Source organism: Kribbella hippodromi, assembly GCF_039531045.1.
Taxonomy (GTDB): Bacteria; Actinomycetota; Actinomycetes; order Propionibacteriales; family Kribbellaceae; genus Kribbella; species Kribbella hippodromi.
This window is the reverse complement of record NZ_BAAAPH010000045.1, coordinates 1-15,500: the sequence shown is the minus strand read 5'-3', so window position 1 is coordinate 15,500 and position 15,500 is coordinate 1. Positions and strand designations below refer to the sequence as shown.

Here is a 15,500-nt window from a genome sequence, read left to right as displayed (position 1 = left end):
CACCCCCCGATCCCCCACCGGCCGCACCACCACCCGACCCGCCCGCGCCCCCGAGTTCTGGGCTTGGTCGGATACTCGGAGCACGACCTCGTGGCCTGTGATGTTGGCCAGCTTCTGCACCAGGGCGACGATCTCGTCGGTGCTGTGGGCGACGACCACCTCCGGGTTGCTTGTGCGCAGGAGGCTTGCGAGTTCGTGCACACCTACCTCGCGTCCGTCGAGGACGAACTGGTTGTTGGCAGCAACAGTTACCTGGACCGAGGCGTGATGGCCGGTTCGACCCGCCACCTGCGTCGGGCTTTGCTCGTTCGGGGCGACGGGGCGGTGGGGGCGCGGAGGTCGGGGATGTTCACCGCCGCGCCGGAGTCGTGCGAGATCCTGCCCCGGGCGAGCAGGCGCCGGATGCCCGCTGTCCGCGATCACAGGCGTACCCTGCCGCACGACAGGTCCGCCGGCTCCTTCCTGCATCCCCTGCGTACGCGCTCCCGCCAGGCCCGGCGCAACCGCACCACCTACCAGTCCAGCTCCGCCCACACTCGCTACTGGAGACACCGGTTGGGTAGTCGCGACCTCCTGCGGCGTGGAGGTGCCGACAACCCCCTGGGACGTGAGTGGGGTGCCCTGGGGTTGAGGAGCCGCCTGCGGCACGACGGATGTTGTTTGGTTCGGAGTTGTTGCGTCCGCCGCCGGTTGGGCAGTCGAGTCGCCAACCTGCTCAGTCGTAGAGTCCGCGGAGGATTGAGCGGTTGGGTCAGCCGTCGGTTGGCCTGTGCTGTTGGTGGGCTGCTGCGCCGTCGGGTCGGCTGCAGGTTGGGCTGTGGTGTTGGTGGGCTGCTGGGTTGTTGGGTCGGCGGTGGGTGGGGTTGTTGGGTCGGTGGCTTCTTGGGATTCGGTGGGGTTGGGGGTGGGTTGGGAGCGGAGGGGTTGGGGCTGGTCCGCGCGGGACTGTGGGGTGGGGGTACTGGCCGGCTGAGTCAGGGACCTGGTCGTCTGAGCTCCAGTGCTGTTGAGGGTCGGCGCTGCTTGGGTCAGCGCACCGCCGATGAGGGCTGCCTGGGACTGAGCTTGGTTGGTGCCCTGAGCAACATTCTGCGAAGCAGTTTGTGCAGCGTTCTGGGTAACAGTCTGCGACGCGCCCTGGTTGACGTTCTGCGAAGCGTTCTGTGCGGTTTCCAGAGTGGCGCTCTGGGACGTCGCCTGGACAGCATTGGGTTGTACGGGCGTCGGCGCGCCAGGATCTGCCGGTGGATGACCGACGATCTTGTGACCCAGCCATTCGCCGGCCTTCTCACCCAGCGACTCCAGCGGCCCGTGCACATCACTCGGCGTACTGTTCCGCGCCGCCCCATGCGCACCCGCGATCCAAATGTCCTGGATCGACGGATTGTGCCACCCTTCCTGAAATCCCAACGACGTCAGCGAACTGGCCAACGGCGAAGTGATCGCATTGTTCACAAACGTCTTCGCCATTTTCGATACCGTGCCAACCCCAGGCACCTTGGAAAGCCCGATCCCCACCCCATGCGACAGCGGTACACCGACAACCGCGCCCACCGCGGTCATCGCCGTCCCGCGCCAATCCCAGTCATGGGTGGTGACGAAGTTCCCCTTGTCATCCCGCACCGGCTGCCCGTGACTGTCCACCACCAACCGCCGATCCTGGCCGGTCGCCTTCCCCCACAACCCCGCCAGCGCGTACGGAATGACCTCGTCCGCAAGCTCCGCCCCGACCACCCCAAGCGCCTTGGGCACCATCTGCTTGCTGAACACGAACTTGCCGGTCTGCTTCGCCGCCTGCGCCGCCAATTCGGCGATCATCTTGGCCTGCAGCTTCCGCGCCTCGCGGTTCACCAGCTTCTTGACCAATTGCAGGATCAGCCGCTTGACGCCTTCCTGCCCGAGCTTCCGGATCAGCGTCCCCATAATCGGCCCGAGCCCGAACAGGATCGTCGCGACGCTGACAATCCCGATGATCAGCAGTTCGCGTTTGGTGCGTACGATCGTGTCGCCCATCGTCCGAAGGAACTCGGCGAGATGCGTCGCCCCATCGGCCAGTGTCGCCGGTCCCGACAACGTCGCATCATGCGCGTACCGCCGGAGAAATGCCTCGAGCGCGACCCCGGCCTCACCGTGGTACGCGGACCCGAATCCGCCCGCCGCCGCATCGATCTTGCCGGCGAGCGTGTCGCACAAGTACTTGGCGCACGCGTCGTACTGGTCGGCCAAGGCATAAAGCGCGTCCTCATCGGCCTGCGGTTCGTACCCGCCTTCGAGGATCGCCTTCAACCAGCCCGGCAGCTGGAACCCCACGTCAGGCGCCCTGGTCGGGCGGGAGCGTCGCCCAGCCCTGCGCAGTCTGCTTCAGGCCGAGATCGGTCGCGCGCACCTGCTGAGCGGCCGCGTCGTCGGTCGACCGCGCGTTCTCCCCGCAAGACGACATCTGGTCGCCGCGCCCGATCAGCTGCTCCTCGATCCCCTTGGCGAACTCGGGAAACGTATCGGCCTGGCTGTTCGCCCACCCGTCGATGATCTGCCGGCCGTAGTCGTCACGCCCGGCGGCTGCTTCGATCGCGCCTTTCGTCAGGCCGGCCAGCAATCGCGCGAGTTGCGTACCTGCGTCGGTGCCCGCCGTACGGCAGTCGTCCGACGCCCGGGCGATGCCGAGCTGGTCGACCTCGATCCGGTCAGTCATCGAGGTGCTCCCGGAACGCGTCGTACGCCGAGGCCAGCTTGGCCTCCGCGGCGGCCTGCGCCTGCCCGAGGGTGCTGAGGATGATCGCGGCGAGCGCTCTCGGATCCCTGCTCGTGTAGATCCCCTCGTCGAGCTCCAACTCGCGTACATCGCCGCGGCCGGTGACCGTGACCTTGACCAGCCGATCGGGTGAGACAGCCGTCGCGATGACCTCGTCGAACGCGCGGTCCAGCGTTTCGGTCGCGGCGGTCACGCGCTCGAGGCCACTGTCCAGGCCGAGCGCCGCGAGTTCCTTGCCCAGGTCGAGCTTCGACATGTCCACCTCCGGATACCAGGGTCGGCGTTCGGCGGGATCGCGGTCAGTGCGTGGCCACAAGGGGTCAGAACCCGTGGCACGATCGGGCCCAGCCGTACGGTCCGAACCGTGAAGACAGTCAGAGCAGCAGCCGCGGCCGCCGTCCTTGGTGCGCTGGCCGCTACCGCGACGCCCGCGGCGGCGACACCGCCGGCAGGACAGTGCCAGAACGCCGAAGGTGGTGGGCCGATGATCAGCAAGATGCCCTGGGCAACTACCTGGCTGGCCCCGGAACGTGCGTGGCCGGTCAGTACCGGCAGCGGCGTTACGGTCGCGGTGATCGACTCGGGCGTCGATGCGGATCATCCGCAACTCCGAGGCGCGGTACTGCCGGGCAAGGACGTGCTCACACCGGGCGACAAACGCGCCGACTTCGACTGCGTCTCACACGGGACTGCGGTGGCGAGCATCATCGCGGCACGTCCGCTCAACGGGATCGGCTTCCGCGGCGTCGCGCCCGCTGCACGCATCCTGCCGATCCGAGTCAGCGAACGGGACGCCAGTGAACAGCAGGGCGCTGCCGTTGACGCGACCGTTTTCGCGGGCGCCATCCGGTACGCGGCCGATGCGGGCGCCACCGTCATCAACATCTCGCTGTCGCTGTACGTGGACCAGAAGCCCGTACGCGACGCCGTCCGGTACGCCCAGCGGCATGACGCGCTGATCGTCGCCGCGGCCGGCAACGCGCACAACCAGCAAGGACCTGACCCGGTCACGTACCCAGCCGCGTACCCGGGTGTGCTTGGCGTCGGCGCGATGACCATCGACGGCAGCCGCCTGTCGAGTTCACAGGTCGGGGCGTACGTGGATCTCACCGCACCTGGCGGCGGCGTACTTGCCGCAACCCGTGTCAACGGACACCGCTACTACGACGGCACCAGCTTCGCTACCGGGTTCGTCAGCGGTACGGCGGCTCTTGTACGCGCCGCTGATCCGCATCTCCCGGCAGCCGAGGTAGCGAAGCGCCTGATGGCTACTGCGACGCCAGCGCCTGGCCCATCCGACCAGTACGGCGCCGGCGTGGTGAACCCGGATCGCGCAGTGCGGGACGTGCTCAGTACGTCGAAACCAGCCGCTCTTCCACCGGTGACTCCATCGAAGTCAGATCCGGCAGCGGACAGCCGTACTGCCGTCTGGAACCGCGCTGGTCTCGCAGGACACCGGATCGCTCTGCTAGCTGGGTTATCTGCAGTCCTCGTACTACTAGCCGCCGCTGTCATTCCACTGGGCCGACGCCGCGGCTGGCGAGCCAACTAGAAGCGCCCGGCCCCGCAGAGAACGTGGGGGCCGGGCGCTTCGTCGGGTCTCAGACTTGGGTCGGGTCTCAGGCTTGGATGGTGATAGCCGCGGAGTGGTCGGTGCTACGCATCTGCAGCATCGAGTCCTCGACGGTACTACCGCGCTTACTCAGCAACAGGTTGAGTTCACCGGCCGCTTGTGCCCACAGCTCTTGTACCTGCTGCACCTGCGGTGCAGCCTCCTCACTCTGCCAAGCCGCGAGCAGCGCCTGGATCGCGCTCTCGAACTGGGTCTTCAGCTCGGTCGCCTCCTTGCTGGCACCGGCCATGTCGAGCGCGGCCTGTGCCATCGCGGCGTACGGGTAGTTGATGTGTTCACCGGGCATGGTGGTTCCTTCCTTAGAGGACGGTGACGTCGAGGACAGGGCTGGAGCTGCCGACCCGGGCCAGCGCGGTCTGTGCGTTGTCGTCGGCCGACTGGTACGCGCTCTTCGCGCTACCGATGCCATCCGCCAGCTGGTGCAGGCGATTGCACAGCTTCGTCATCGCATCCAGGTGGCTGTGGTGCCCGGACCAGAAGGCGTTCTTGATCATCCCGTCCATCGGAGCCAGTACGCCCATCGCGTTGTCGAGCCTGGACATCACGTTCTTCAGGTTGTCGCCGATCGAAGCGGCGTCCTGGGCGGTACGGTGCATTCGCTGGAGTTCGGTCTCCACACCGGCCATGGTGTTCCTCCTCTTGGGTTGCCGGCGCGTGATCACCGGTCGATGTCACGCTAGGTCTGTGGATGGTGCTGTCCGGGGCTTGTTCCGGTTGCGGCCAGGTAATGGCCAGTTGTGCCGTCAGAGCTTCCACAGCTCGTCGTCAAGCACCTCTTCGGTACGTTGGGTGCGCTTGGCGGCCCTGCGCTTTCGCAGCGGCGGCGCACCGGACGGCGTACGCTGCTCGCCGTTTGTGCGGCCCTGTAGCTCGGACTGGACGCCCTGACGGCTAAGCCGTTCGGACGCGCTGGACTCCTTTGGGACGGTGAAGCCCTGTCGATTGGGAGCGGCGCCGGAGCGGATGTCGGCACGGGCGCCAGCACCTGCTGCGCCCGCACCGGCTCCAGCGCCGTTCATGGGCGGGTACGTCGGGGATGAGCTTTGCTGCGAGCCGGTCGAGCTGCTCGGCTTACCGGCCAGCGTGGGCTCGGCGCCGACACCACCTGCTGTTGTAGCCGACCGCTGCGATGATGCTGCGGCGCGGTCGGAGCCACCGGCTCCGGTGGTCGGGAGGGTCGCGCCGCCACCCCCACCGCCCCCGAACGGGACACCAATGGACGAGAGCCCGCTACCACCCAGACCGGCGCCACCCAGACCAGCGCCACCTAGACCGCTGCCACCGTCTGGTGGCGTGAAGTGCGACGGGTTGAAGGTGGGCGGGGTCGTGGTGACTCCACCTGCCAGGGCGGGCTGGTCGGACGGATAGCCCTTTGGGAGCAGGCTGCTCGGGTCCGGAGCAGTGGTGGTGCTTCCACCCGTCAGGTCCTTCGCGTGCTGGGCGAGTGTCAGCCACTTGTCCAGGTTCTCCGGTACCTTGCCGGTCAGGTCGATGCCCTTGCCGATGACATCGATCGCCTTACCGGCTTCGTCCCAGGGGTCCTTCGCCTCCTTGGGTGTCTCGGGATTCGCGGCCGGCTTCTCACCGGGCACGTCGCCGGGCGTCGCACCGGGCGCGGCGTCCCCCGGCGTAGGGCCCCCGCCGCCGTCAGCCTTGGCACTCGGATTGCCGTTGTGGTCGCCGGGCTGCTCCTGTGTAGGCTTCGGCGTCATCGGCCCGCCGTACTTCGCGTGCGGGAAGGTGACCCGGTCGAAGGCCTGCAGCATCAGGCCCGACAGCACACCCATCACGTTGGCGGCCTGAGCGCGAATGTCGTCCATGTCCCGCTGCGCCGCATCCCGGTCGGCCTGCTCGCTCGCCGTCGCCTTCCGGGTCTCCGCCTGGGCGTACGGGGGCGCGAGCCCTTCGACGATCTGCCGGGTGGCGACGATCGTGCCGCTGATGTTCGTCAGCTGATTGCCCACCTGCTCGGCGAACGTACGCCACTCGTCCGCGGACTGCCTGCTCTGCGTGACGTTGGTGTTGATACTGCTGAACACCTCGCTGTCGCGGAACTGCTGGGTGTTGTTCCAAGCGAAGTCCAGGTTCTCCTGGGTGCTCTTGATGGCACCGGCCATCGAGCCCCAGGTCTCGCCCGCGCTCTGCCAGGTACCGGCGTCGGTGGCCTGGATCTCGCCGAGCATGTCCGCCATCGAGGTCTTGCTGTAGTCGGCCATCGTCGCGCTCCTATGCGGTCGGCAGCGTCGAACCGCCCGAGGTGCCGAACTCCCCGGGCGCCAGAATCCGTACGTGCGGGTCGGGCTTCGGCATCGGCGGGTTGCTGACCGACGGCGGTGCGGGCGGTGGCGCGACCGGCGGCAGGCCGTCGCCGTCGGTCCAGTCCCGGACGCGGACCGGGTTGAGCTCGGTCGCGATGATGTCGCGGGCATCCCGGTCGTTGACCTCGAACCGGCCGGCCGCACCCCTGTCGGTGGCGTCGAACCGGTCCGCCGCGTTCCGGGAGACGGTCCCGAAGGCGTCGATGCCGCGGGCGAGGTCGTGACCGAACCCGGCCAGCTGCGGCGCCCACTGCTGCAGGAGACCGTTCGGTTTACTGGAGTCCGGCATCCCGCCCTGCAGGTTGAAGCCCGGCAGCGCATCGCAGACCGCGGTGAAGTCGGCCGGTTTCAGCATCGCGGCGAAGTCGCGGAGTTGCTGGGGTGTCACCTGGACCATGGGTAGCTCCTGTCAGATCGAGCGGTCGGGTCAAGCCGAGGCAATCGACCCAGGCGGGCAATCGAGTCAAGCGGGGCAGTCGACGAGGTGGACGAGGCTGGTGTCGCCGCGGCGGGCGACGAGTTGGGCACGGCCTGGCGGTAGCTGCTGCGGCCGTGTGGAACCAAGCAGGGGTCCTTCCGCCTTGTCGCCACTGAGCAGCAGGCCCGGCGTGCCGACGTCACGGAGCCGGGCGATCAGTGGCTCGAAGATCGCGCGCCCGGCACCGCCACTGCGCCGAACCACTACGAGGTGCAGGCCGATGTCGCGGCCGTGCGCGAGGTAGTCGATCAGACCGGCGAGGGGGTTGTTGCTACCGGCGACCAGGTCGTAGTCGTCGACCAGGACATGGAGCTGCGGCCCAGTCCATTCGCCGGAGAGGCGGCGGTCGAGTACGGGGATGAGGTCCGTGACCATCGCTTCGACGCCGCGCGGCTCGGTGAACGTACCCATCAAGTGTTCGCCGTCGACAGTGAGGGAGCGCCGGTAGTCGACCAGGATGATCCGTGCCTCGGTCGGTTCGTAGCGGTTGACCAGTGACCGGGCGATCCAGCGGAGGAAGCTGGTCTTGCCGGACTCCGTGTCGCCGAACACCAGGAAGTGCGGGTCGGCGTCGAAGTCGACGTACACCGGACCCAGGTCTCGTTCGGACAGTCCGATTGGCAGTCCAGGCGGTTGGTCCTGCTGACGCGCCAGTACGGTGGCCAGGTCGCACTCCGGTAGCTCCAAGGGCAGGAGGCGTACGCGCGGTGCACCTGACACCGGCCAGGCTGCAGCGAGCTGTGCAGGCAGCTCCGCATCCGGCGCTGCTACTACGAAGTGCTGCGCCTTGTCAGTAAGCCCGCGGCCCGGTTGGTCGGCCGGTACGCTCATGGCTGCTCTACGATCCACCATCGAGTCGGACGGGTCGCCCAGCCGCAGTTCGATCCTCGTACCGAACAGGTCGCGGATAGTGCCACGTAGGTCGAACCAGCGTGCGCAAGTCGCAACCACATGGACGCCGTACGCCAGACCGCGGCTGGCGATGTCAGCCAGGGTGAGCTCGAGTTCTTCGAAGTCGGACCGCAGCACCGACCAGCCATCCACTACCAGGAACACGTCACCCCACGGGTCACCGGCGAACTCACCAGCGGTACGTCGCTCCCGGTACGCCGCCATTCCCTCGACGCCGTGCTCTGCGAAGAAGCGCTCCCGGCTGCTCAACACCTGCTGCACCTCCGCGACAGTCCGGCGTACTGCACCGACGTCGAGACGCGAGGCGATGCCGCCGACGTGCGGTAGGTCGCGGAGCGCTGCCAGTGAACCACCACCGAAGTCGAGACAGTAGAACTGCACCTCGCGTGGAGTGTGGGTGAGGGCCAGTGCAGAGATCAGCGTGCGGATCGCAGTGCTCTTCCCACTACGCGGACCACCGACGATGACCGCATGTCCTGCCGCTGCGGACAGGTCCACCAACAGCGGGTCGCGGCGCTGGTCGAGCGGCTTGTCCACTAGTCCGATCGGCACCCGCAGCAGTCCTGGTACGCCAGTAGTAGTGAGTCCACGGTCCGGGTCGACGGTCAGCGGCGGCAGTAGGTCAGTCAGCAGTGGTGGGGTGTCCAGTAGCGGCAGCCAGATCTGGTGAGCCGGTTTGCCCTTGTTCTCCAGGCGGTCCACGAGGATGTCGAGCAGCTTCTCGCCGACGCCGTCCTCTTCGGGTGCCTCCTCCACCTCGGTGACCGGCATCGACACGTACGCGGTCGTGTACGGCGCCACATCGTCCGCGTCAACGGCCGCTGTACTGACAGCAGGGCGGTGTACGCCCGACACGTACGCGGACCGGAACCGCACCAGCGTCTCCGTACCGATCTGCAAGAAGCCGTGGCCGGGCGCACGCGGTAGTTCGTACGCGTCGGGGATGCCTAGTACTACGCGGCTGTCCATGGCCGAGAACGTCCGTAGACCGATCCGGTACGACAGGTGGGCGTCCAGTCCACGCAGGCGGCCCTCCTCCAGCTTCTGGCTTGCCAGCAGGAGATGTACGCCCAGTGCTCGGCCAACACGGCCGATCTGGACGAACATGTCGATGAAGTCGGGCTTGGCGGACAGGAGCTCGGAGAACTCGTCGCAGATCACCAGGAGCGTCGGTACCTCAGGTAAGTTCGCGCCGGCCGCTCGCGCCAGCTCGTACGCTCGCAGGGACTCGTAGTTGCCGGCACGGCGCAGCAGCTCTTGCCGGCGAATGATCTCGCCCTTGATGGCATCGGACATCCGGTCGACCAGTGTCAGCTCATCGGCCAGGTTGGTGATGACTGCACTGGTGTGCGGCAGCCGGTCCAGCTTCGTGAAGGTCGCACCGCCTTTGAAGTCGACCAGCGCGAAGTTGAGGCTGTCTGAGGAGTGCGTTGCGGCTAGAGCGAGTACGAGCGTACGCAGCAGCTCGCTCTTGCCGGAGCCGGTCGCACCGATCAGTAGACCGTGTGGACCCATGCCGTCCTGGGCGGACTCCTTCAGGTCGAGCTCAACCGGCGTGCCGTCCGCTGTGACGCCGAAGCGCACGCGCAGCCGGTCCCGGTTCGGCCGTGGCCCCCAGTGCTTGGCCGGGTCGAAGTCGTACGGGTCACCGAGGCTGAGCAGGTCGGTCAGGCCGAAAGCGGATGCGAAGCTCTCCTCGCCATCAGCTGCCGCTGACAGCCGCAGCGGCGCAAGCAGCCTGGCCAGCGCTTCCGCATCCGCACTGGTGAACGTGTCTGCCGTACCTACTTCTGACTCACCTTCCATGGTGATGCTGGTCAGTACGCCGTCATCAGCCACATCAAGCAGTACGGTCGACCTGTCGAGCAGTCTTGGCGGCTGTGTCGTCAGGTCAATGACACTGACGCCTTCGACTCCACCACCGGACATCAGGTGGTCGGACCCGGCTACATCACCACCATCGATCAGTACGACGATGTGCGGGCCGTCGACGCGCGTACTGGACGCTGGATCGAACCGAGGACGCTGCGCGACCAGATCATCGAGTACGGCCTCCAGATCCGGAACGCTCTTGCTGATCAGGCGGATCGGTCCCAGTGCATCCGACTTGTCCGGGTGATGCGCGTGTGGCAACCATTTCAGCCACTCCCACTCCGCTCTGGTGTCCGGACCGACCACAGCAGTGATCAGGAGATCGTCAGGCGAGTGAAACGTGGCCAACTGCGCTACCAGCGCACGGGCCAGGCCGCGAGCACGGTCCGGTTCACCGTCGAGGTACACATGCGCGAAACCACGTAGAGCCATGGCCACGGGCAGTCCGGGCACAGCTGAGTACGTGGTGATGAAGCGGCGCAGTGCACCGGCAGACAGTGGCTCCAGCTCTTCCAGTGGGACTGTGTCGGGCGGCGCGACCGGTGTGGCGAGTGGCTGCGCACCTGTACCTACCCGGACTATTGCGAAGTCGGCGTCGTTGCGGCGTCGTTCCCACAGCCGGTAGCTCTCCACCAGAGTCCACAGCTGCGTGGGATCAGGATGCAAGTACGACAGCGCCGTACGTTGCTGGCTGACTGCCCGGCGCGCGCGGATGCGCTGCTGGGACAGGTGGCGCAGGTAGCCGCGCCGGGCCCGGGCCATCTCGCGCCGCGGGGCGCCCTGGCCGGCGAACGCGACAGCGGCCATGCCCAGTGCGGACAGGCCGAACAGCCCGCCGACGATGTAGCTCATCTTGCCGCCACCGCCGAGGGTCGAGTACATCAACGCCATCGCGGCACCACCCGCGAGCATCGGCACCATCATCACGTACTGCGAGAGCTGCCGGGCCGCTGGTTGCGGCAGCGCCGGCGGCGGATCGAGGGTGACGTCGCCGGTCGGCAACGCCGGGCCGTCACGACGCGGCGGTCTGCTGACGATGACTGTCGACATGTCAACGGACGTTAGGCGGCTCCGGCGCCCTCCAACGACCGGCGGCCACTAGCGGACTGTCCGCAAGCTGCAAGCAACCGTCACTCGCCCGCGGCCGGTGCCACCGTGGCAAAGGTGAGCATTCGTGGACTGGTCAAGGTCACCATCGACGCACCGGAACGCCGGATCGACCTGGCGCTGCCGGAGCGCTCGACGGTTGCCGAGGTGCTGCCCGGCATCCTGCGCCATGCCGGTGACGGGCTCGCCGACGAAGGGGCACTGCAAGGCGGCTGGGTCCTCCGCCGTCCGGACGGCGAAACGCTGGAGACGCACCGGGACCTGGCTGGGCAGGAGGTCCGGGACGGCGAGATCCTGCACCTCGCCCCGGCCCATCAGCACTGGCCTGAGCTCGAGTACGACGACCTGGTCGATGCGATCGCTACCGACGCACGGTCCGGTGGACGCGCGTGGACACCTACGGCGACCCGCTGGTGTGGACTGGTTTCCGCTGCGCTTGCTCTGCTGACTGTGCTCGGTCTACAGCTGCGCAGCGGACCGCCCTGGGATGGCGTGGCGCTGTTCGCTCTGGTGACCGCAGGTCTGCTGATGACGGTTGGCGTGGTGCTGTCGCGGGCTGTTGGTGACGGAGTAGCAGCTGCCGTGGCCGGTGTAGTGGCTGTGGCGTTCGGATTCGCCGGTGGAGCATTGTTGCCAGCTGCAACGTTTCGGTTGGCGGAGCTGGGAGCGCCACAGCTCACTGCGGGTGGCGCCGTGGTCCTGTTACTCGGACTGATCGGGTACGTCGGCATCGCTCGGCACACCGCTGTTTTCGCTGCCGCAGTGACGGTTGGGGCACTAGCAGTCGTGGCCGGCTGGTTGGGTGGTGCGCTGGACGGTACGCGGTCGGCTGCTGTTGTCGGTGCGCTCGCGATCGCACTGGTACCGGTGGCGGCACCGCTCGCCATGCGGATTGGCCGGCTGCCAAAGCCGGTGCTGCCTACCAGTACCGCTGATCTGCTCGCCGATGCACCGCAGCCGCCACGGCGCATCGTGTACTTGGCAGTGCATCGGTCTGCTGCGTTGTACACGGGCATCCTGGCCGGACTGGCCATTGGACTGGGCGGTGCGCTGGCTGTGCTGACCTGGTCGACCACTACGCCAGCACGTGTACTGGTAGTGCTGCTCGTCGGGATCTGCTTGCTGCGAGCGCGGTTGCTTCCGGTAGTCGCACATCGGTTGTCGCTGGTCGGTGCAGGTCTCTTTGGGCTCGGCTGGTTGTTGGTGCAGTCGCCGTACCTGTTGCTGGTGTTCGCGGCTGCGGCTGGGTTCCTTGGGCTCTGGTACGCGAGACATCGGCCCGGTGCGTACTTGGCCCGGTACGCCGAGCTGGCTGAGCTCGTACTGGTGCTGCTCGTCGTACCAGTGGTGTTGTGGGTGCTCGGGCTGTACGCGTACGTACGCGGGCTGGGTGGCTGACCGATGGCATCCAAGCGAGATCAGCTGCAGTCGTACCAGTTCGTACAGCAGCGGATGACCCATGCGTTGCTGCTGCGCGAGACCGATCCGGAGTACCCGCCGTTCCGTCGCGGCATCGTCGCGATGCTCGTTGGCATCGGTCTGGCTGTACTGGTGCTGGCCGGCGCCGGCGTGTACGGGCAGCTGTCACCGGGTGGAAAGACGTCGTGGAAGTCCGGTGACCACGTCATCGTCGAGAAGGAGACCGGTACGCGGTACGTGTATCGCGACGGCGTGCTCTATCCGGCCGCGAACTACGTGTCGGCGTTGCTGCTGGCCAACAAGTACAGCGCGCCGCTGATGGTGTCGGCGAAGTCGCTGCTGGGCGTACCTCGTGGGCAGCGTGTCGGCATACCGGACGCACCGGACTCGCTACCTGCCAAGGGGCGTCTGCTCGGCAGTGGCTGGTCGCTGTGCGCGCAACCTGGTGTCGACTCTGCGGGCAGTCCGATGGTGCGGTCGGTTCTACTCGTGGGAACAGAGCAGTCCGGCGCTACAGCCGAGTCATTGCTGGCTGTGGGACCTGATGGCCGTCGGTACCTGATTTGGCGCGGCTACAAGCATGCGATCCAGCAGCAGGCGACCGTAGCCGCAGCACTGGCGTTGAACAACGAGGCGTGGCTGCAGGTGCCGTCGGTGTGGCTTGACCTCGTTCCATCCGGTCCACCGCTCGGCCCGATCTCGGTACCTGGTGCAGGTACCCCGTCAGCATTGCTCCGGCCAGGACGAGTCGGGACGCTGTACGTCGTACAGACCTCAACCGGGCAAGGGCAGTACTACCTGTTGCAGCGGGATCGGCTGGTGGCGATCACTTCGTTGCAGTACGACGTACAGCGCACAGCGCCCGCGACACGGCAGGCGTACCCGGGTGCGGTTCCGGAAGCCGTACCGCTCGATCCGGCTGTGGTGGCGCAGGTGTCAGGTGGTGTGGGTACGCCGGCAGCGGACTCCGCGCTTCCAGCCACTCGACCGACGTTTGGCTGGCCCGAGTCGTCCGGCGACTCCGTGTGTGCGGTGTTCTCCAGTGGTGAGTTCCGGCCGCGGTTTGTCCTGGCTGGTGAGTTGCCGTCGGCCGGGGACGCCGGTGTCACCGCGGGGCGTGGTCCTGGCGGGCTGCCCTTGGCTGACGTGGTTGTCGTACCGCCTGGACATGGAGCTGTTGTCGAGTCGATGGCTTCCCCTGCGCAGCCGGCTGGGTCCGGGGCGCTGTCGTTCGTGAGTGACCTCGGCCGGCGCTACCAGCTGGCTACACGCGACGTACTCGGCGTACTCGGCTACGACCAGCCACCTGTAGTGCGACTGCCCGCCGAGCTGATCAGCCGGCTCCCAGCTGGACATGCGCTCGACCCAACTGCCGCCAGCTATCCGATCGGCCCGTAGCTGACGTTCGGTGGCCTGATCCGGTCTGCCGGCCGGAGCGGTCCGCGAACCCTGATGTGGTGCAGACGACGAACCCGAGGAGGAACTATGGACATCGGCACACTGACCTTGGTGCCCGACGAGCTGCGTCAGTTCGCGACGCTCGCGCCACTTGCGACCGTCACCCCGGTCTCCAGTACGGTCCAGGCGACACCGCCGCTGGTGGGGTCGATGCCGGAGAGCGCAACTGTCGAGGCGCACGTCCGGTTCTGCGTGGAGCACACCGGCTCGGTCACGCTGCAGGCCACCAACGGCATCGCGTCACTGATCGACTCCGCGCTCTCGGTTGCCGCCCGGTTCGAGAGCACCGACCTGACGAACGCGGTTGCGCACCGGTCCCTGACCGACCAGCTCCCGACGGCAAAGGACTGACGGCCATGGGCGCGTACTTCGGGATGGAACTGAACACGATGGCGGCGATGCTCTACGGGCAACGCCCCGAACCCTGGCACGCCGGAGCCGACCTGTGGGGGTCCGCGTGCCAGCAGCTGCTCGCCACACATGGCGACCTCGGCGCGGCGAACGCCGTCATCACCACCTGGCCGTTGAGCGTCGGCTCCGCGTCACAGGCGGCGTTCAGTGGACAGGTGATCGGCAGCCTTGCGTCACTCGGCGAGTGGTCCGCGTACACAGGTGCGATGTCCGCGGCACTACGGCTCGGCGGTACCGCGCTGAACGCGGCGCAGGCGATCATGCCGGCGCTGCAGAGCGGGTACGACACGGCGGTGGCGCTGAGCGCGGTACCGATCATCGGGCCGTTCGCGGCGCAGGTAGCGGTCGGATTGCAGACCGCGGGCGCCGGGATGATGGAGGCAGTCGGCACAGTCATGCAGGCACCAACCGCCGTACCGCCGCCGGCTCAAGGGTGGCAGGGGCCTGGTGGTGGAGCGCCAACGCCGGCTTCACCGGTACCTGCCGTACCAGTCACCGACGTGCTGGACGCGACGGACAAGCTGTTCAGCGCGATGGACAAGGGCGTCAGCCTGGTCCAGAAGATCACCAGCCTTGCTCAGTCCGGGAGCGCGCAGGACACGTTGAACAAACTGCCCCAGTTCAAAGACCTCCCCGGCACTGTGATCCACCCAGACCTTCCTACGCTGGCCGGCGGCGCCACCAACCTGCCCGCATCGATCGGCGTCCCCACCACCGGCCTCCCCACCACCGGCGGCTTGGGCAGCCCCGGCGGTCTCGGCCTGACTGGCCTGCCAGCCGCGGCCTTGACCGGCACGCTTGGCGCCCTCACCAGTTCCCTACGCCCCAACTCCCCAACCAGTCCCCAGTCCTTCGGCACCACCACCCGTCCCACCGCGCTGGGCGCCCGCATAACCCCCGGCACCGAACCCGCCCTAGCCGGCACCACCGCCCGCGCAACCCCCGCCACCAAACCAACCCCCACCATCGCTCCCCCTGCCACCACCCCAACCGGCGGCGGCAACACCACCGAACCCCGCCCCCGCAAACGCCGCACCCACCCCGAGTCCGACGCCCTCCACCCCGCCCTCCAACCCACCCTCCAGGCAAGGCCTCCAGAAACTCCGCCCTCCCAATTCACCCTCCCCCCGGCCCCTCGCC

At 67.5% G+C, this 15,500-nt stretch carries 12 protein-coding genes and 1 pseudogene; 5 read left to right on the top strand and 8 right to left on the bottom strand.

The features are described 5' to 3' along the window. The 3 genes from ABD260_RS37215 to ABD260_RS37205 form a co-directional block, all read right to left on the bottom strand. A partial coding sequence (locus ABD260_RS37215) for a WXG100-like domain-containing protein (RefSeq protein ID WP_486327070.1) occupies positions 1-2,310 on the bottom strand: 2,310 nt, incomplete at its 3' end. A gap of 1 nt (position 2,311) precedes the next feature. Beyond that, positions 2,312-2,692, bottom strand: coding sequence for a hypothetical protein (locus ABD260_RS37210; protein ID WP_344241650.1), 381 nt, complete (start codon positions 2,690-2,692; stop codon positions 2,312-2,314). Next, positions 2,685-3,008 carry a YbaB/EbfC family nucleoid-associated protein gene (locus ABD260_RS37205; RefSeq protein ID WP_344241648.1) on the bottom strand — a complete coding sequence of 108 codons (324 nt, stop codon included), beginning with the start codon at positions 3,006-3,008 and terminating at the stop codon, positions 2,685-2,687. Before ABD260_RS37205 ends, ABD260_RS37210 begins: the two co-directional genes overlap by 8 nt. Before the next feature lie 108 nt (positions 3,009-3,116). Here ABD260_RS37205 and mycP point away from each other — a divergent pair, with 108 nt between their 5' ends. Continuing rightward, a complete protein-coding gene (gene mycP, locus ABD260_RS37200; protein ID WP_344241646.1) occupies positions 3,117-4,304 on the top strand; it encodes a type VII secretion-associated serine protease mycosin in 1,188 nt (395 codons plus the stop codon). A 67-nt stretch (positions 4,305-4,371) separates the two neighbouring features. Here mycP and ABD260_RS37195 read toward each other — a convergent pair whose 3' ends face one another. From ABD260_RS37195 to eccCa, 5 genes are all read right to left on the bottom strand, one after another. Beyond that, positions 4,372-4,671 (bottom strand): WXG100 family type VII secretion target, encoded by a 300-nt coding sequence (locus tag ABD260_RS37195; RefSeq protein ID WP_344241644.1) that lies wholly within the window; start codon positions 4,669-4,671, stop codon positions 4,372-4,374. Positions 4,672-4,684: 13 nt separating this feature from the next. Further along, on the bottom strand, positions 4,685-5,011 hold the full coding sequence (locus tag ABD260_RS37190; RefSeq protein ID WP_344241642.1) for a WXG100 family type VII secretion target: 327 nt from the start codon (positions 5,009-5,011) through the stop codon (positions 4,685-4,687). Between the two features lie 117 nt (positions 5,012-5,128). Continuing rightward, entirely contained in the window at positions 5,129-6,601 is a 1,473-nt protein-coding gene (locus ABD260_RS37185; RefSeq protein WP_344241640.1) for a hypothetical protein, read from the bottom strand. A gap of 10 nt (positions 6,602-6,611) precedes the next feature. Continuing rightward, positions 6,612-7,100: a hypothetical protein gene (locus ABD260_RS37180; RefSeq protein WP_344241638.1), complete on the bottom strand. Its 489-nt coding sequence runs from the start codon at positions 7,098-7,100 to the stop codon at positions 6,612-6,614. 66 nt (positions 7,101-7,166) lie between these two features. Beyond that, positions 7,167-11,015 carry a type VII secretion protein EccCa gene (eccCa, locus tag ABD260_RS37175; RefSeq protein WP_344241636.1) on the bottom strand — a complete coding sequence of 1,283 codons (3,849 nt, stop codon included), beginning with the start codon at positions 11,013-11,015 and terminating at the stop codon, positions 7,167-7,169. Between the two features lie 114 nt (positions 11,016-11,129). Between eccCa and eccD the strand changes: the two genes are divergently transcribed. The 4 genes and pseudogenes from eccD to ABD260_RS37155 form a co-directional block, all read left to right on the top strand. Then, a complete protein-coding gene (eccD, locus tag ABD260_RS37170; RefSeq protein ID WP_344241634.1) occupies positions 11,130-12,470 on the top strand; it encodes a type VII secretion integral membrane protein EccD in 1,341 nt (446 codons plus the stop codon). Positions 12,471-12,473: 3 nt separating this feature from the next. Then, positions 12,474-13,889, top strand: a complete 1,416-nt coding sequence (gene eccB, locus ABD260_RS37165) for a type VII secretion protein EccB (protein ID WP_344241632.1) — start codon at positions 12,474-12,476, stop codon at positions 13,887-13,889. 87 nt (positions 13,890-13,976) lie between these two features. Further along, positions 13,977-14,300, top strand: a complete 324-nt coding sequence (locus ABD260_RS37160) for a hypothetical protein (RefSeq protein WP_344241631.1) — start codon at positions 13,977-13,979, stop codon at positions 14,298-14,300. Positions 14,301-14,305: 5 nt separating this feature from the next. Further along, positions 14,306-15,500, top strand: a pseudogene (locus tag ABD260_RS37155) (hypothetical protein); the annotation flags it as partial.